At 62.0% G+C, this 17,793-nt stretch carries 16 protein-coding genes; 13 read left to right on the top strand and 3 right to left on the bottom strand.

The window, feature by feature from the left end; genetic code table 11:
- Positions 1 to 85 precede the first annotated feature (85 nt).
- The 8 genes from hslR to AACW87_RS17715 all read left to right on the top strand — a co-directional run bounded on the left by hslR (position 86) and on the right by AACW87_RS17715 (position 7,632).
- On the top strand, positions 86 to 484 hold the full coding sequence (gene hslR, locus AACW87_RS17750) for a ribosome-associated heat shock protein Hsp15 (RefSeq protein WP_043140769.1): 399 nt from the start codon (positions 86 to 88) through the stop codon (positions 482 to 484).
- 108 nt (positions 485 to 592) lie between these two features.
- Entirely contained in the window at positions 593 to 1,477 is an 885-nt protein-coding gene (hslO, locus tag AACW87_RS17745; protein ID WP_181003608.1) for an Hsp33 family molecular chaperone HslO, read from the top strand.
- A 149-nt stretch (positions 1,478 to 1,626) separates the two neighbouring features.
- Complete coding sequence (gene pckA, locus AACW87_RS17740; protein WP_043140762.1) at positions 1,627 to 3,252, top strand: phosphoenolpyruvate carboxykinase (ATP); 1,626 nt, start codon at positions 1,627 to 1,629, stop codon at positions 3,250 to 3,252.
- A gap of 178 nt (positions 3,253 to 3,430) precedes the next feature.
- Positions 3,431 to 4,096, top strand: coding sequence for a GntR family transcriptional regulator (locus AACW87_RS17735; protein WP_043140759.1), 666 nt, complete (start codon positions 3,431 to 3,433; stop codon positions 4,094 to 4,096).
- 33 nt (positions 4,097 to 4,129) lie between these two features.
- Positions 4,130 to 5,932 carry an aminopeptidase P family protein gene (locus AACW87_RS17730; protein WP_241325689.1) on the top strand — a complete coding sequence of 601 codons (1,803 nt, stop codon included), beginning with the start codon at positions 4,130 to 4,132 and terminating at the stop codon, positions 5,930 to 5,932.
- 112 nt (positions 5,933 to 6,044) lie between these two features.
- Positions 6,045 to 6,440: a nitrous oxide-stimulated promoter family protein gene (locus AACW87_RS17725; RefSeq protein ID WP_172955208.1), complete on the top strand. Its 396-nt coding sequence runs from the start codon at positions 6,045 to 6,047 to the stop codon at positions 6,438 to 6,440.
- Between the two features lie 124 nt (positions 6,441 to 6,564).
- Positions 6,565 to 7,017, top strand: a complete 453-nt coding sequence (locus tag AACW87_RS17720) for a GNAT family N-acetyltransferase (protein WP_043140752.1) — start codon at positions 6,565 to 6,567, stop codon at positions 7,015 to 7,017.
- Between the two features lie 138 nt (positions 7,018 to 7,155).
- The gene (locus AACW87_RS17715; protein WP_043140749.1) at positions 7,156 to 7,632 is read left to right on the top strand and encodes an outer membrane lipoprotein; all 477 of its coding nucleotides are present in this window, start codon (positions 7,156 to 7,158) and stop codon (positions 7,630 to 7,632) included.
- A gap of 75 nt (positions 7,633 to 7,707) precedes the next feature.
- On the opposite strand, the gene AACW87_RS17710 is transcribed toward AACW87_RS17715, so the two are convergent.
- From AACW87_RS17710 to AACW87_RS17700, 3 genes are all read right to left on the bottom strand, one after another.
- Positions 7,708 to 9,687: a bifunctional 2',3'-cyclic-nucleotide 2'-phosphodiesterase/3'-nucleotidase gene (locus tag AACW87_RS17710; protein WP_241325798.1), complete on the bottom strand. Its 1,980-nt coding sequence runs from the start codon at positions 9,685 to 9,687 to the stop codon at positions 7,708 to 7,710.
- 127 nt (positions 9,688 to 9,814) lie between these two features.
- Positions 9,815 to 10,435: an L-lysine exporter gene (gene lysE / locus AACW87_RS17705; protein ID WP_241325688.1), complete on the bottom strand. Its 621-nt coding sequence runs from the start codon at positions 10,433 to 10,435 to the stop codon at positions 9,815 to 9,817.
- Positions 10,436 to 10,637: 202 nt separating this feature from the next.
- Positions 10,638 to 11,420: a LuxR family transcriptional regulator gene (locus AACW87_RS17700; RefSeq protein WP_042868909.1), complete on the bottom strand. Its 783-nt coding sequence runs from the start codon at positions 11,418 to 11,420 to the stop codon at positions 10,638 to 10,640.
- Between the two features lie 62 nt (positions 11,421 to 11,482).
- On the opposite strand from AACW87_RS17700, the gene AACW87_RS17695 reads away from it, so the two are divergent.
- From AACW87_RS17695 to AACW87_RS17675, 5 genes are all read left to right on the top strand, one after another.
- Positions 11,483 to 12,106: an acyl-homoserine-lactone synthase gene (locus tag AACW87_RS17695; protein ID WP_098980858.1), complete on the top strand. Its 624-nt coding sequence runs from the start codon at positions 11,483 to 11,485 to the stop codon at positions 12,104 to 12,106.
- A gap of 266 nt (positions 12,107 to 12,372) precedes the next feature.
- Entirely contained in the window at positions 12,373 to 13,272 is a 900-nt protein-coding gene (locus AACW87_RS17690) for a LysR family transcriptional regulator ArgP (protein WP_043557421.1), read from the top strand.
- A gap of 100 nt (positions 13,273 to 13,372) precedes the next feature.
- Positions 13,373 to 15,439: an exoribonuclease II gene (locus AACW87_RS17685; protein WP_241325687.1), complete on the top strand. Its 2,067-nt coding sequence runs from the start codon at positions 13,373 to 13,375 to the stop codon at positions 15,437 to 15,439.
- 391 nt (positions 15,440 to 15,830) lie between these two features.
- Positions 15,831 to 16,424, top strand: coding sequence for a TetR/AcrR family transcriptional regulator (locus AACW87_RS17680; protein ID WP_241325686.1), 594 nt, complete (start codon positions 15,831 to 15,833; stop codon positions 16,422 to 16,424).
- Positions 16,425 to 16,445: 21 nt separating this feature from the next.
- On the top strand, positions 16,446 to 17,492 hold the full coding sequence (locus tag AACW87_RS17675; RefSeq protein WP_241325685.1) for a heparan-alpha-glucosaminide N-acetyltransferase domain-containing protein: 1,047 nt from the start codon (positions 16,446 to 16,448) through the stop codon (positions 17,490 to 17,492).
- Positions 17,493 to 17,793 lie beyond the last annotated feature (301 nt).

The raw sequence follows: 17,793 nt of genomic DNA, 5'->3' as shown, positions 1-17,793 counted from the left end.
TCACACCATAAGCCCCCCCGTTTCTATCCCGAGGCCTGCCTCTGGTATAATCAGGCTCCCCTTTCAGCCATCCCGGAGTCGATTCATGCCGAATCCCGCAGAAACCACAACCCAGGTCCGCCTCGACAAATGGTTGTGGGCGGCGCGTTTTTACAAGACCCGCAGCCTGGCCCGTGAGCAGATTGAAGGGGGCAAGGTGCACTACAACGGCCAGCGCAGCAAGCCGGGCAAGGCCGTCGAAGCCGGTGCCCTCATCCGTGTCTGGCAAGGCCAGGACGAACGGGAGGTGCGGGTGCTGCAAGTGAGCGAACAGCGCAAGTCAGCCCCGCTGGCCCAGCTGCTCTACGAAGAGACGGAAGCCAGCCTGAAAAAACGGGCCGAGAACAGCGAGGCGCGCCGCTTCAACAGCCAGTTTGCCCCGAGCCCCGAGCGTCGTCCCGACAAGCAGGAGCGGCGCCAGCTGATCAAGGTCAAGCAATACTGACTCGCCAACGTGGCCCTTTTATGACGACAGGAAATGGGATTAGTTCCTAACCACCTGTTTAATAATGTTTTTATCTATTTACCTCACCTAAGAACCCAGGAATGCATGATGAGTAACCAAGATCTCCTGTATCGCTATCTGTTTGAAGAGTACGAAGTCCGGGGTGAGCTGGTCCAGCTGGACCATACCTACCGCCACGTGGTGGAAGCCCAGAACTACCCGGTGCAGGTGCAAAAACTCCTGGGTGAGCTGCTGGTTGCCACCAGCCTGCTGACCGCCACCCTCAAGTTTGAAGGCTCCATCACAGTGCAGTTGCAGGGCGATGGCCCGGTGCGCCTCGCCGTCATCAACGGTGACAACAACCAGCAACTGCGCGGCGTGGCCCGTTTTGAGGGCGAGCTGCCGAGCGATGGCAAGCTGCAGAGCCTGATCGGCGAAGGTCAGCTGATCATCACCATCACCCCGGAGCAGGGCGAGCGCTACCAGGGCATCATAGCGCTGGACGCCGACACCCTGGCAGGCTGCCTGGAGCACTACTTTGCCCAGTCCGAACAGCTGGCCACCAAGCTGTGGATCCGTACCGGCTACCACCAGGGTGAGCCCCGCGCCGCCGGCATACTGCTGCAGGCGCTGCCCGCCCAGAGCGAGGATCACAGCGAAGATTTCGATCACCTGACCCAGCTCACCGCCACCATCAAGGATGAAGAGCTGTTCGGCCTGGAAGCGGAAGAGATCCTCTACCGCCTCTATCACCAGGACAAGGTGCGGGTGTTCGATCCGCAGGCGGTCGAGTTCCGCTGCACCTGCTCCCGCGCACGCTGCGAAGGGGCCCTGCTGCAGATAGAAAAGGAAGAGGTGATGGAGATGGTGCAGGAGCTCGGCAAGATCGACATGCATTGTGATTATTGCGGCGCCCAGTACCAATTCGACGGGATCGATGTCGAAACCCTGTTCAGCAGGGCTCCCGATAATGATGCAAACAAGTTACACTAATTAAAGGCGGGCAAAACCCGCCTTTAACTTAAATAACAAAAAAATACCCTATTTTATAAAGTTTGATGGCGATCGCTAAACTCTACCACCTAAGTGATAGGATGAACGCCAGATAGAACCCTACAAACCTCTGAACCCAGGAGAATACAATGACAATCGTGGCAGAACCCACCCTGGCCCAACAATTAGGACTGGACCAGTACGGTATCAAAAACAGCCAAGAAATCGTTCGCAACCCCTCTTACGATCAGCTTTTCGCGGAAGAGACACGTTCTGACCTGGAAGGGTTCGAGCGCGGCGTGGTGACCGAGCTGGGCGCCGTCAACGTAAACACCGGCATCTTCACCGGCCGCTCCCCGAAAGATAAATATATCGTCAAAGACGCTACTACCCAGAATACTGTGTGGTGGTCTGACCAGGGTAAAAACGATAACAAAGCTATTACCCCGGAAGTGTGGTCACATCTGAAATCCCTGGTGACCAAACAGCTCTCCGGCAAGCGCCTGTTTGTGGTCGATGGCTTCTGCGGTGCCAACCCGGATACCCGCCTGGCCGTGCGCGTCATCACAGAGGTGGCCTGGCAGGCTCACTTCGTCAAGAACATGTTCATTCGCCCGAGCGATGAAGAGCTGAAAGCCTTCAAACCTGACTTCGTGGTGATGAACGGTGCCAAGTGCACCAACCCGAACTGGAAGGAGCAGGGTCTCAACTCCGAGAACTTCGTCGCCTTCAACCTGACCGAGAAGATCCAGCTCATCGGCGGCACCTGGTACGGTGGCGAGATGAAGAAGGGCATGTTCTCCATGATGAACTACTTCCTGCCCCTGCGCGGCATTGCCTCCATGCACTGCTCCGCCAACGTGGGTCAGGACGGCGACGTGGCCATCTTCTTCGGCCTCTCCGGCACCGGCAAGACCACTCTCTCCACCGATCCCAAGCGTCAGCTGATCGGCGATGACGAGCACGGCTGGGACGACGACGGCGTGTTCAACTTCGAAGGGGGTTGCTACGCCAAGACCATCAAGCTCTCCAAGGAAGCCGAGCCGGACATCTTCAACGCCATCCGTCGCGATGCGCTGCTGGAGAACGTGACCGTTGCCGCCGATGGCACCATCGACTTCGATGATGGCTCCAAGACCGAGAACACCCGTGTCTCCTACCCCATCTATCACATCGAGAACATCGTCAAGCCGGTCTCCAAGGCGGGTCATGCCAACAAGGTGATCTTCCTGACCGCCGATGCCTTCGGCGTGCTGCCCCCTGTCTCCAAGCTGACCAAGGAGCAGACCAAGTACCACTTCCTGTCCGGCTTCACCGCCAAACTGGCCGGTACCGAGCGTGGCATCACAGAACCGACCCCAACCTTCTCCTCCTGCTTCGGTGCGGCCTTCCTCAGCCTGCACCCGACCAAGTACGGTCAGGAGCTGGTGAAACGGATGGAAGCGGCCGGCGCAGAAGCCTACCTGGTCAACACCGGCTGGAACGGCACCGGCAAGCGTATCTCCATCAAGGATACCCGCGCCATCATAGACGCCATCCTGGACGGTTCCATCGAGAAGGCCGAGACCAAGGTGCTGCCGATCTTCAATCTGGAAGTGCCGACTGCGCTGCACGACGTGAACCCGGCGATCCTCGACCCGCGCGACACTTACGCCAACAAGGCCGAGTGGGATGCCAAGGCCCAGGATCTGGCCCAGCGCTTTATCAAGAACTTCGAGCGCTTCACCGACAACGAAGAGGGCAAGCGCCTGGTTGCTGCGGGTCCACAGCTGTAACACCAGCCTCCCTTCTCTTGCCGACATCCATACCGGTCAGCCCTGCTGACCGGTATTTTTTTAACCAGAGGACGGCGTTTGATCCCCGCCAAACCTTGCCTTGTGGGCGGTTGCGCGTTAGATTCAGCCCAACTTTATACAATATACAATTTTGTAACGAATCCCCTGTGACCCGATCATGACCCCACCCTACAAGACCCGAACCCAGATGGTGATGGAAAATCTCCGTGGCCGGATCCTGCGTGGCGAATTCCCCGCCGGCGCCCCCCTGCGTCAGGATGCCATCGCCAAGGAGCTGGCGGTGAGCCGCATTCCGGTGCGCGAAGCCCTGATGCAGCTGGAGGCCCAGGGGCTGGTGAAGTTCGAGGCCCACCGCGGCGCCGTGGTCACCATGCTGGACGCCTCGGCCATCGAGGAGCTCTTTTATTTGCGAGCCCTGCTGGAAGCCGATACCCTGTTTCACGCCGTGGATATGATGACGGAGGAGACCTTCGTCAAGGCACAGGCCATCCTCGCCCAGTTTGATCAGGCGCTCGAGTCAGGCACCCAGATCGAACACTGGGCCGAATTGAACCACAGTTTTCACGCCACCCTCTATCAGGCTGCCGGCCGCCCCCAGGCGCTGGAGCTGATCGCCCAGATCAATCTGAGCTGTGACCGCTATGTGCGCTTCGAGCTGCTGTTTGCCAGCGATGGAGTGGACAAGGCCGAGCGTGAACACGCCCAATTGCTGGAACTGTGCCGCGCCCGTCGCAAACACGAGGCCGTGGTGCTGCTCAAGCAACATATCGAGGCGGCTGGCCAGTCAGTCAAGCGGATCCTGGACAGCGGCCACCACCAATGAACACTCACATCACAACAATCTGGCATTAACGACATGAATCATTTCGAGATTATTGAAACCCGCGTCGCCCAGGTCAGGGCCACACTGGCCACACAAGAGCTGGACGCCTTCATAGTCCCCCACGATGACGAGCACCTGGGCGAGTACATTCCCGCCTACGCCGAGCGTCTGGACTGGATCACGGGTTTCAACGGCTCCGCCGGGCTCGCCATCATAATGGCGCAGCGGGCGGCCCTGTTCATCGACGGTCGTTACACGGTGCAGGCCCGCATGCAGGCACCGGCCGAGCAGTTTGAATTTCTCCATCTGAACGAAGATCCCCACGTCCAGTGGCTGGCGGATCAGCTGCCGTCCGGCTCCCGGGTCGGCTTCGATGCCCGCCTGCACAGCCTGGCCTGGTATCAAAACGCCAGGGCCGTGCTGACCGAGCGCGGTATCGAGCTGGTACGCGTGGAGCAGAACCCCATAGACCTGCACTGGAGCGATCGCCCCGCCCCCACCAAGACCCCAGTCATCCTCTACAGCGAGGAGCTGGCGGGCCAGTCGAGCCAGGCCAAGCGTGAACTGCTGGCCAGCGATCTGCGCAAACGCGGGCTGGATGCGGTGCTGCTGACCCAGGCCGAGCCCATCAACTGGCTGCTCAACCTGCGCGGTCGCGACGTGGAGCGGCTGCCGGTGGTATTGGGCTTTGCCGTGCTCTACGCCAACACCAGCATGGATTTCTTCGTCGACACCGACAAGATCGACTGCTTCGCCTTCAGCCAGCACGTAGGGCAGGATGTCTCCGTCTACCCCATCGACAAGCTGGGTGATGTGCTGCAACGCATAGGGGAAGACCAGCAAAAAGTGCTGGCCGACCCCAACACGGCCAACGCCTGGACCCAGCTCATCATGGAAGAGGCGGGCGCCATCCTGGTGGCCGGCCAGGATCCGACCATGCTGCCGAAGGCGTGCAAGAACGCCGTTGAGCTGGCCGGCATGCAGCGCGCCCACCTGCGCGATGGCGTCGCCGTCACCCGCTTCCTCGCCTGGCTGGATCGGCTGATCGCCGCCGGCGAGTTTGAAGGGGTGGACGAAGGCACACTGGCGGACCAGCTGGAAGCCTTCCGCCACGAGCAGGAGCACTACGTCGAGCCGAGCTTCGATACCATCTCGGCACTGGGCCCCAACGCCGCCATGTGCCACTACCGTCACACCAACGGCACACCGCGCGCCTTCGGTCAGGACAGCATCTATCTGGTGGACTCCGGCGCCCAGTATCTGGACGGCACCACCGACATCACCCGCACCGTCAAGGTGGGTGAGGTCACCGACGAGCACAAGGCCATGTTCACCCGGGTGCTGCAGGGTCATATCGCGCTGGATCAGGCCTGCTTCCCGCGCGGCACCGCCGGCATCCAGCTCGACGTACTGGCCCGCATGCCGCTGTGGCAGGCCGGTTACAACTATGACCACGGCACAGGCCACGGCGTCGGCCACTTCCTGAGCGTGCACGAAGGCCCGCAGCGCATCGCCCCCAAGGGCAGCCTGGTGGCCCTGCAGCCGGGCATGGTGCTCTCCAACGAGCCGGGTTACTACCGGGAAGATGCGTTCGGCATCCGCTGCGAGAACCTGGTGGTGGTGACCGAGCAGGAGCAGATCGGCGAGCTGTCGATGCTGGGCTTCGAGCGGCTGACTTACGTGCCGTTCGATACCCGCCTCATCGAGCGCAGCCTGCTGAGCCCGGCCGAGTTCCGCTGGATCAACGAATACCATGTCGAGGTGTTCCGCCGCCTGAGCCCGCTGCTGGAGGGCGAGGATCTCGCCTGGCTGGAACAGGCAACCAGCCTCATCTAAGCGCAGACAAGCAGAGTTGTCTGATGAGACAGGGCCCGCGGGCCCTGTTTTTTTGCCCGCCGGCTTGACCTGTATCAAGACCCCGCCGGGGCAGGTCAGGACAATGACCCCCATGAAAACCCATCACCCCGATCCCGTGCGCCAGCCCCGTGCCCGCAAGGCACCCGAGCACCCCAGGCTCAAGCGGGAGCAGCAGACGGTCAGCGCCATGATCCGCCTCTACTGCGACCACCATCATCAGGATCCCGCCTGCCGCCACTGCCAGCAGCTGCAAGCCTTCGCCCACCAGCGCCTGCGGCGCTGCCGCTATGGCCACGGCCACAAACCCACCTGTGCCAACTGCAACATCCACTGCTACGCCCCGGCCATGCGCAAACAGATACAGCTGATCATGAAGTGGAGCGGCCCGCGCATGCTGTGGCATCACCCCTGGCTCGCCCTGCGCCACCTGCTGGACAGCCGCCGCAAGGCCCCCAGATTGCCCAGCAACCGGCCCCTGCCGCCCTGAACCGGGCAAGCTGCGACGCCCGCCCCCATCACCAGACCCGCTTGCATCAGCCCGGATGGCCCACTAACCTGTCACTCCTTTTTGACTGCCGCACGGCAGCACGTACGCAATGACAGGAGCCCGGATGCATCAGCCCCCCGTTTTGAGAGTGGCCCGCCACGCCGACATGCACGCCATCTGGCAGATAGACGTCGACGTCTTCGGGGAGGATGTCTACCCCGGTTTCTTCTTCCGTCAGGCCATGGATCTCTGGCCCGATCTGCTGCTGGTGGCCGAGCTGGACGGCAAACTGCTGGGCTATGCCCTGGGCGGGCTGGGACAGGATCGGTCGCAGGGCTGGCTGCTCTCCCTGGCTGTGTTGCCCGAGGCGCGCGGCTTCGGCCTGGCCGAGCGCATGATGCTGCAGGTGGAGCAGGGACTGGCAAAACTGGGGATCGATCGGATCAAACTGACGGTGGATCCCGCCAATCCGGCCCAACGCCTCTACTTTCGACTCGGTTATCAGCAACTGGCCGAGGAGCGCGACTATTTCGGCCCGGGCGAGGATCGCCTGCTGCTGGAAAAACGGCTCGGCTGAGCCACTGCTGACGGGATTTGCGGCGCCCGGGTCTTATAATTGGTTACACTTTGCTGGTTTCATGCCCAATCCGGTTGGCGTAAAGTTGAACTCACTGACCGAATTAACCAGATCAGATGCCAGCCCAGGAGGCCCATCATGTTGAAACGTATCACCCTTATCGCCTTGTTGGCCGCCACCACAGCCACCACCCTCAGCGGCTGTGCCAACAGCGACGTCTACTCCGGTGATGTCTATACCAAGGATCGCGCCAAGCAGGTCCAGACCGTCAGCTACGGCACCATACTCTCCACCCGCCCGGTCAAGATCCAGGCCGATGAGAACTCCCTGGTCGGCACCATAGGCGGCGCCGTGGTCGGCGGCCTGCTCGGCAGCACCATAGGGGGCGGTCGCGGCAGCGACATCGCCGCCGCCGGTGGCGCCATCGCCGGGGCCGCCGCCGGCAAGGCCGCCGGTGACAAGTTCAATCAGGTCGATGGCGTCGAGCTCGAGATCAAGAAAGAGAACGGCGAATCCATCGTGGTGGTGCAAAAAGCCAGCCCCACCTTCGTGCCGGGCGCCCGGGTACGCATGACCCAGGGCAACGGCAGCATCAACGTGGCCGTGGTGAACTAAGCACAGGCCAGCAGCCGCCCACGAAAAAGCCCTCGCACTGCGAGGGCTTTTTTTATCGCCGGTATCAGTCAGGCATTACTGACGGATCAGGCGGAAGATGGCGTAGCCGGGGTGCTTGGCATCGTCCATCGGCAGGGTGGACTTGTACTCCAGATCCGCACCGGCCAGTTGCCTGGCCTCTTCGCGGGGAGAGGAGTAGAGCCGCACGTCCACGTTGGCCGGCAGTGCCTTCATGTGCCAGTTGTTGTTGGCCGCCGGGCTGAAACCACCCGGGTTGTCGGCAGACTGGGCCTTCAGGTACTGGGCTATGATCTCCCGCGTCTCGGAGGGATCTTCATGCACTATGTTGCTGCCGTCTATGCCCGGGAAGTGGCCGCCACCGCTGGCGCGGTAGTTGTTGGTCACCACGTAGAACTTCTGGGCCGGATCCATGGGCTGGCCTTTGAAGGTGAGCCCGCTGATGCGCTGACCATCGCTGACCTTGGCCCCTTCCTTGCTGTAACGGGCCGGCTGGGTGATATCCACCTCGTAGTTCACCCCGTCGATCACGTCGAAGTTGTAGGTGGGGAACTTCTCGTTCACCAGCCACTGCACCTCTGTCTTGCCGGTATCTATCTGGTTGAACTGACCGGCGCTCATCTCCAGCCACTCCTTGACGGTGGCCCCGTTCACCTCGACCACCTGCAGGGTGTTCGGGTAGATGTAGAGGTCGGAGACGTTGCGCAGGGAGATGTCGCCCTGAGCCACGTAGGTGAAGTCATTGATGCCGTTGCGACCGCCACGGAAGGGCGCCGCCACCGACAGGATCGGGTAGGACTCCTTGAGCAGACCGTCCTGTTGCAGCTGTTCGGCGTAGCGGCGCTGGGCATCGCTCACCAGTTGCACCGAAGGGTCATCCTGCACCAGGGCGAAGAAGCTGTGGATGGAGGAGGTGATCTTGCCGAGCGGCTCGTCCAGCCACTGGTTGGTGGCGTCGTGATCGGCCTGCACCAGGTCCACCACCCGCTGATCCACGGCGCTGCCCTCGCTGGAGTCGATCTTGCGCAGGCTGGCCTGGCTCTGTTTCACCTGCCACTTGCCGTCTACCTGCTGCAGGGTGAGGTCTATGATGCCGAGGTGGTTGCCCCAGTAGCCGGGCATCACGGTCGGCACGCCGCTCAGGGTACCGGCCTGGTTGTCCACCTCCGGCAGATCCGGGAAGTCGCCCGGGAAGTTCTTGTGGGCGTGGCCCAGCATCAGGGCATCCACCCCTTTCACCTTGGCCAGATGCCAGGCGGAGTTCTCCATCATGGCCTCGTAGCTGCTGGCGTTGATGCCGGTATGGGCCACCACCACGACTATATCGGCGCCCTTGGCGCGCAGCTCGGGCACATAGTGGTTGGCGGTCTCGACCATGTCGGCCACCACCACCTTGCCCTCCAGATGACGCTTGTCCCACTGCAGCACCTGCGGCGGGGTCAGTCCCAGTATGCCCACCTTGACGGTCTGCAGCTGGCCCTTGTCATCCTTCACCTTGCGCTCAAGCAGCAGGTAGGGCTTGAACTTGTTGCCGCTCCAGTCGATCTGCCCCTTGGCATCGCGCTTGAAAGCGCTCGCCTCGAACACGTTGGCGTTCACATAGGGGAACTTGGCGCCCTGCAGTGTCTTGGTGAGGTAATCCAGCCCGTAGTTGAACTCGTGGTTGCCCAGGTTGCCGGCGTCATAGCCGATCTCGTTCATCGCCTTGAACACAGGATGGGCCTGCTTGTCGAGGTAGCCGACACCGGATTGCTCGAAGATGTAATCCGCCAGCGGCGTGCCCTGGATCAGGTCACCGTTGTCGAGCAGCAGGTTGTTGGGGTTTTCGGCGCGGGCCGCGCGGATCAGCAGCGCGGTGCGGGAGAAGCCAAACTTGCGATCCTCCTTGTTCTGGTAGTAGTCATACCCCAGCACGTTGGAGTGGATATCGGAGGTCTGGATCAGACGCAGGGCAACCGCTCCCGGTTGCGCCTTGCTGTCGTTTTCGTTGCTACAGGCAGACAACAGCACGATGGCTGCAATAGCACCCAGCTTCATGGTTTTATTCACTGTCTTATCCCTTTTATTATGAGTGTCGCTTTACCAGCGACGGGAATTTAACAGACGAATATGTCAGGGCATGAAGCCGGGATTAATTTTTATGAGGTACGGCACAAAAATAGCCTTATGAGGCCAGCAAAGCCCCGCTCGCCAGTTGCAACGCCAACCCCAGCATGATGAAACCAACAATAGTATCAATAGCTTGCTGAACCCTGCCGCGGGCAAGCCAGGGCGAGAGCGCAGCCGCGCCAAACGCCAGGCTGTAGAACCAGACCAGGGAGGCCAGCATGGCCCCGGCCGCAAAGGCCGGCCGCAATTCCTCGGCAAACTGGCTGCCGAAGGAGCCGAGCAGCATCAGGGTATCCAGATAGACGTGAGGATTGAGCAGGGTCACCCCGAGCGTCATGGCCAGCACGCTCTTGACCCCCATCAACTGTGGCGAGTCCGCAAGCGCAGCCCCCTGCCCGCGCCAGGCGCTGCGCAGGGAACGGATGCCGAACCAGCCGAGAAACAGCACGCCGCCCCAGGTCAGCAGCGCCAGTCCGATAGGGCTGGCCGCCAGCAGGTTGGCCCCGCCGAACACCCCGATCCCGATCAGCACGAGATCGCACAGGCAGCAGAGCGTCGCCGCCAGCAGATGGTGGTTGCGGTGTATGCCCCGGCTCAGCACGAAGGCGTTCTGGGCACCGATGGGAATGATCATGGCAAGGCCGAGGGTGAAGCCTTGCAGGCTAGTTGCGAACATGGATTGAACGTCCAGAAGAGGGATTGGACGGCACTATAAAGGGCGGCGGGGTGTTCAGAGAAATTCATAAATCTGCTGATGGATTCATTTTCCTAATCAGCAGGATTCCTGAGGGCAGGGATGAATTCCATCCGGCACCAACTGTCAATTGCATGATCTGACAATTGTGAGCCTGTCGCTCTGCCCCGAGAATCATTGGGTTTTATTGCATCAGCTTGGGGAAGTTGGTGACAACGACCTGCTCCAGATTGGGCAGCAAAATGCCACTGCTCACCCCCTTGGCGATGGCCTGGTAGCGATTCATCGACCCCGTTTTACGGGTGACCTGATTGAGGTGGTAGTTCACGGTTCGTTCCGTGATCCCCAGGATGCAGGCAATTTCACCCGACGTTTTCCCTTCACTGGCCCAGAACAGGCATTCCGTTTCCCGGTCAGTCAGGGCCTCCTGAGGGTCATCTTCCCGCAGACTGACCCGCACAATCCGGATCGCCGCCTCGAAGATGTAGTTGGACATCCAGGAGAGGATGGGCGAGGACTCCAGCAGCAGGTCGCTCGACGCCCGCTCGGCGGTGATGAACGACAGTATGCCGTTTTCCCCCGCCGCACCGTGCAGCGGAAACGAAATGCCGTTGCGCAGCCCGAACTCCGCCGCCAACCCCATCACATCCAGACTGCCCTCTTGCAGAAAACGCGCCCGTCCTTCCAGCCGGTTCCAATAAATGGGCAAGGTCTGCTTGCGGGCCAGCTGAATGATGGGATCACAGGCCAGCATATGGTTGGCCGTATAGGCCTGCACCCAGGAGTCGGGGCACTGATTGAACAGCACCACCTTGGGCCTTTGCATCGACATGGGAATGATCAGCGCGAACCGGTAGTAGTCATAGCCCATACCGAGCGTGAACCGACCGATCAACTCGGCCAAACGATCCCCGTCCGTTACCGAAGTGAAATGTTCGAGGTACTCAAGCAGTTGGTCTTGTTTCATATGCTAGCCCCCCTGGCCAGGGCCTCGATTATAGCGCCGAACACTGAAATGGAGACATCTGAATGCTTGTTTTCAAAGGAAAATTAAAAGAACACCCCAGATGGGAGGTAGAAAACGAGCTTTATCGCTTCCGTAATCGCGTCTTCTCCGATCGCCTCGGCTGGGATGTGGAGTCCCACCGTGGTCTGGAGCAGGACAGCTTCGATACCCCGGACACCCATTGGGTGCTGATCGAGGACGAAGAGGGCCTGTGTGGCTGCATCCGGCTGCTCAGTTGCGCCCAGGATTACATGCTGCCCAGCATATTCCCCAGCGCCCTCGCCGGTGAGGCGCCACCGCGCAGCAACGACGTCTGGGAACTGACCCGCCTCGCCATCGACGCCAACCGGGCGCCGCGCATGGGCAACGGGGTGAGCGAGCTGACCTGCATCATCTTCCGCGAGGTCTATGCCTTCGCCAGGGCGAAGGGGATCCGGGAACTGGTCGCCGTGGTCAGCCTGCCGGTGGAGCGCATCTTCCGCCGTCTCGGCCTGCCCATCGAGCGGCTCGGCCACCGTCAGGCGGTGGATCTGGGCGCCGTGCGCGGGGTCGGTATCCGCTTCCATCTGGATGAGCGCTTCGCCCGTGCCGTCGGCCAGCCCATGCAGGGCGAGTATGCCGATGCCCGCGAGCTGGTCACTGAGTGAGAGTCGCCATAAAAAAATCCCGGGATAAGACCCGGGATTAAAAGTTCTCGCTATGGCCCGTTTCCACCCCATGCAAAAACGGACGCAAAAGAGTATCTCCTGAATATCTTTTGACCACCACTGTCACATCTCACAGTGACAAACCCGCTTTCACCCCGCACACCACGCCAGCCGGGCCTGTCGGCGATCCGGCCAGCGCAGCGTTGTCCTGCGGTCGCCACTCCAGTAGCATCCCTTCTCAATACCTGTACGGATAAGGAAAGCTGATGAAGGCCTTAGATTACAAGCTGCTGCTGGCGCTGGATGCCGTGATGCAGGAACAGAACTTCGAGCGGGCCGCCCAGCGCCTGCACATCACCCAGTCCGCCATCTCCCAGCGCATCAAGCAGCTGGAGCAGCAATTCGCCGAGCCGCTGCTCATTCGCAGCCAGCCGTTGCAGGCGACCCCCCTCGGCCAGAAGCTGCTGGCCCACTACCGCCAGGTGCGTCAGCTGGAACTGGAGCTGGCCGGCGAGATAGCACCCGACGAACCCCAGGCCCCGATCCGGGTCAGCATAGCGGTCAACGCCGACAGTCTGGCGACCTGGTTCCTGCCAGCCCTCGCACCTCTGCTGGAACAGCACCCCATAGAGCTGAACCTGCTGGTGGATGACGAGTGCCGCACCCTGGACCGGGTGCGCGAGGGGCAGGCCTTCGGCGCCGTCAGCCTGCACGGCCAGCCGCTGGCGGGCTGCTGCGTCGACGAGCTCGGCGAGATGCACTACCTGCTCACCGCCAGCCCCGCCTTCGTCGCTCGCCATTTTCCAAATGGCATGACCCGGGCAGCGCTGGCCAAGGCGCCGGCGGTGGCGTTTGATCAGCGTGACGACATGCACGTCAGTTTCATGGCACGCCACTTCGGGCTGGAGCCCGGCGGCTATCCCTGCCACACGGTGCGCTCGTCGGAGGCCTTCGTCGCCATGGCCGAGCAGGGGCTCGCCTACTGCCTCATCCCCGAACTGCAGATCCGCCAGCAGCTGGCCCAGGGCAGCCTGCTCGATCTCAGCCCGCAACATCACCTAGTCGAGCGGCTCTACTGGCACCGCTGGGTGCTGGAGCGCGGGCTGCACAAACAGATCTCCCAGCGCCTGATCGATCAGGGGCGCCACGCACTGCACAGGGGCTGACGGGGCCATTCACCTTGGCTTTGGAGGGGTAAAAACGTATAGTGCTGGGCGATCCTTCATCAGGTCTCCACCCAGGTTTTCCACTTCAGGTTCCTCACTTATGTTCCAAGACAATCCGCTGCTGGCCCAGCTCAAGCAACAAATCCGCGAAAACATCCCCAAGAAAGAGGGTGTGATCCGCGCCTCGGACCGGGGCTTCGGCTTTCTGGAAGTCGATGAGAAGACCAGCTATTTCGTGCCGCCTCCCTACATGAAGAAGGTGATGCACGGTGACCGGGTGAGCGCCCTGATCCGTACCGAAAAAGAGAAGGAAGTGGCCGAGCCGGATGCCCTGCTGGAGCAGGCGGTGACCCGCTTCGTCGGTCGCGTGAAGATGTTCCGCGATCGCCTCAACGTGGTGCCGGACCATCCGCTGATCAAGGACGCCATCAAGGCCCGCGCCAAGAAGGGTCTGGATGAGAAGTCCTTCAAGGAAGGGGACTGGGTGGTAGCGACCCTCAAGCGCCACGCCCTGAGTGATGGCAACTTCTCCGCCGAGATCAGCCACAAGATCGCCGATCAGGAAGACCACAACGTGCCCTGGTGGGTGGTGCTGGCGCGCCACAACCTGGCCCAGATTGAACCGGCCGACCTGCCCGAGTGGAACGTCATCGAAGAGGAAGAGCTGCCGCGCACCGACCTGACCGCGACCCCCTTCTTCACCATAGATGGCGCCAAGACCAAGGACATGGATGACGCCCTGGCCATCCGCAAGCTGGACAACGGCTGGGAACTGCTGGTCGCCATCGCCGATCCGACCGCCTATGTGGCCGAAGGCAGCGAGCTGGACAAGGAAGCCGCCCAGCGCGCCTTCACCGTCTACATGCCGGGCCGCAACGTGCCCATGATCCCGCGCACCCTCTCGGACGAGCTCTGCTCCCTGAAAGAGGGCGAGGAGCGCAACACCCTGTGCGCCCGCCTGCTGATCGCCGAAGATGGCCTGCTGCTGGAAGAGACCGAATTCTTCGCCGCCCGCATCTGCTCCCACGCCCGCCTCAACTATGACGAGGTCTCCGACTGGGCCGAGCATGGCAAGGCACTGGACATAGACGCAGACGTCATGGCCCAGCTGCCACTGATGAAGGCCATGACGGAGGCACGCATCGCATGGCGTACCGAGCACGCCCTGGTGTTCCCGGACAGACCCGACTACGACTTCGAGCTGGGTGAGAACGGCGCCGTGCTGGCCATCCACGTGGAGCCGCGCCGCATCGCCAACCGCATGATCGAAGAGTCGATGATCGCCGCCAACATCTGCGCCGGTCGCGTGCTGGGCAAGAGCGTCGGCTACGGCATCTTCAACGTCCACACAGGGTTCGATGAAGAGTCCCTCGACGGCGCCATCGACCTGCTGAAAAGCGCTGAGGCCCCGTTCGAGAAGATCGATATCGCCAGCCTGTCCGGCTTCTGCGCCCTGCGCCGCTGGATCGACAGCCTGGATACCCGCTGGCTGGACGGCAAGATCCGCCGCTTCCAGAGCTATGCGCTGATGTCCGCCGAGCCGGGTGCCCACTACGGCCTGGGGCTGGATGCCTACGCCACCTGGACTTCACCTATTCGGAAGTACGGCGACATGGTCAACCATCGCCTGCTCAAGGCCGTCATCGCTGGCAAGACCCCGGGTGAGCGCCCAAGCCAGGAGCTGACCGAGCACCTGACCGAGTGCCGCCGCCTGCACCGCAGGGTGGAGCGCGACATCGGCGACTGGCTCTATGTCCGTTACCTCAAGGCCGATGCCGGCACCGACAAGGTGTTCAACGCCGAGATCATCGACGTGATGCGCGCCGGTCTCAAACTGCGCCTGCAGGAAAACGGCGCCGTGGTCTTCATGCCCGCCCGCCACATCCTGGACAACAAGGAGCGGCTGGAGTGCAACTGGGACAACGGCCGCGTCTACCTGGACAAGACCGAAGTGGTCTATGAGCTGGGCCAGATCATCGAGGTCAAGCTGACCGAGGCGGTGGAAGATACCCGCTCCCTCATCGCCAAGCCGGCGGTGGAGCTGGTGCCGGGCCCAGCACCGGAAGCCCCTGTGGCCGACGGCGCAGTGACCGAGAGCACTGCAGCCGAGAGCACTGCAGCCGAGAGCACTGACGCTCCTGCAGAGGCCGCCCCCAAGGCGGAATAAGCCCGGCGTCAGCAACTGGATATCCATAAAGCCCGCAACCCTGCGGGCTTTTTTATGGCCGTTGTTCACGGCCAGCAGGAAGAGGATGCCCCGCCCGCAACCAGCCCTCTCCATGGCCCCTTTGAGCCAACAGGCGAGTGCTGAGAGGCGGCCCTATGAGGCGATGGCCAGGGGAGCGCACATCCTCTTCAGTCACGGCGCTGACCGGCTTGAAGGCTGGGTTAAGGGCTGCTCGGCGGAGGCATGGCTTGCCCCTGAGCCTGCCGACCGAGAAGGTGCGTCCTCTTGGCCACCAGTGGCTTGCTTATTTTTCACACCGGGGATAAGGTGAACACCATAAATGAACGAACGTTCGCTCATTAAACTTGGACCAGCAGAGGGGAAGCAGAGCATGTCCATCAATCACAACCGCCTGGAGCAGCGGCGGGAGCAGATCATCCACGCCGCCCTCGGCTGCTTCATCGAGCGGGGCTTCCACCAGACCGGGATGCGCGACATAGCCGCCGCCGCCGGGGTGAGTCTGGGCAACCTCTACAACCACTTCGCCCGCAAGGAGGAGCTGATCGCCCTGATCGCTTCGCTGGAGGCGGCCGAGCTGCAACCCCTGCTGGATGAGCTGACCCGGGGACCGGCCCGCGCGGCGCTGGCCCGTTTCGCCGCCGGCTACCTGGCCTGGTCGCTGACCCCGGAGAACCTGCTGCTCGGCACCGAGATCCTGGCCGAGCTGACCCGCCACCCCGAGATGGCGGCCACCTTTGCCAGCAACCAGCGCCAGCTGTGTGATGCCCTGGCCGCTGCGGTGCGCCGTGGCCAGCAGGCGGGGGAGCTGGCTGCCCGCCTGGTGCCGGATCTCACGGCCCAGCTGCTGCTGGATGCACTGGAGGGGCAGGCCCTGCGCCACGCCCTGGCCCTGCACCCGGAGCAGGCGCCGGTCGAACAACGACTGCCCCAGCTGCTGGACTTGCTGCTGGGCCCGGCCAGCTGATCACCCCAAGGAGTCGCCATCATGACCTCCCCGCTCAATCGACTGGAAGGACTGGATCTGGCCCGCGCCCTGGCCTTGCTCGGCATGGTGCTGGTGAACTTTCGCATCGCCATGGGAGTGCTGACGGGCGGGCCTGACTGGCTCAAAGCCCTGCTGGATGCGTTGGAGGGGCGTTCCGCCGCCAGCTTCGTGGTGCTGGCAGGCATAGGCCTGGGTCTGTCGACCCGCAAGCTGAGCTGGCCGGCAGCCATGCGCCACACCACCAGGCGGGCTCTGTTCCTGCTGATCCTGGGGCTGCTCAACTACCTGGTGTTTCCCGCCGACATCATTCACTACTACGCCGTCTACTTCTTGCTGGGGGTCTGCTGTCTGCGGCTGCCCTCCCTCTGGCTGCTGGCCCTGATCCCCCTGCTGGCGGCGGGCTTCGTCAGCCTGTTGTTTCACTTCAATTACGATCAGGGCTGGCAGTGGCACAGCTTCAGCTATCCCGAGTTCTGGACCCTGCACGGCTTTGTCCGCAATCTGCTGTTCAATGGCTGGCACCCCGTGGTGCCCTGGCTGGGCTTTCTGCTCTACGGCCTCTGGTTGAGCCGCCAGGCCCTCGCGAGTGCAACCGTACAGCGCAGGCTGCTGGTCGGCGGGCTGAGTGCCATGGGGCTGGCCAAGGGGCTGTCGCTCTGGTTGCTGACACTGTTTCCCCAGCCTGAGCTGGCGCCTCTGCTGGCGACCCAACCCATACCTCCGGCCCCGCTCTACCTGCTGTTCGGCATGGGAGCGGCCAGCACCCTGATCGCGCTCTGCCTCTGGCTCGGCCGCGCCCTGCCCCATGCGCGCTGGTGGCGGGTCTGGCTGCCGGTCGGACGGCAGACGCTGACCCTCTATATTGCCCACATCATGATCGGCATGGGCGTGCTGGAGGCGCTGGGCTGGCTGCAGGGGCAGGATCTGCCCGAGGTGGTGCTGGCCGCCGCCCTCTTCGCCCTGGCGGCACTGCTGTTTGCCAATTTGTGGAGTCAACGCTTCGATCGGGGCCTGCTGGAGGGGGTGATGCGCCGGCTGTGCGGCTGAAGGAGCTGAGTGGAAAACTGAAAGTGGGTTACAAAATAATTGATTCATTGGTGATTAATGACATAAAGCGAAGGACTCATCGTCCTGACTCGCTGATTTGGGGTCACTGAGATCGCCCCATTTGAATACAAATAATGTATTTGTGATTCACATCACATTGACAGCCAGTTTGCGCAAACCACATAAGGTGATACTGATCACATTAAATCTGCGTACTCGGCAGGAAAGATCGAAATGTAGCCGAACTACAGCGCATGAATGTGATCGGCGTCACCATGAAGGGAGGGGGGTGGTCTGGGTA

It is taken from the genome of Aeromonas sp. MR7, from assembly GCF_963899385.1.
GTDB classification, from domain to species: domain Bacteria; phylum Pseudomonadota; class Gammaproteobacteria; order Enterobacterales; family Aeromonadaceae; genus Aeromonas; species Aeromonas bestiarum.
This window is presented reverse-complemented; position numbering and strand designations above follow the sequence as displayed.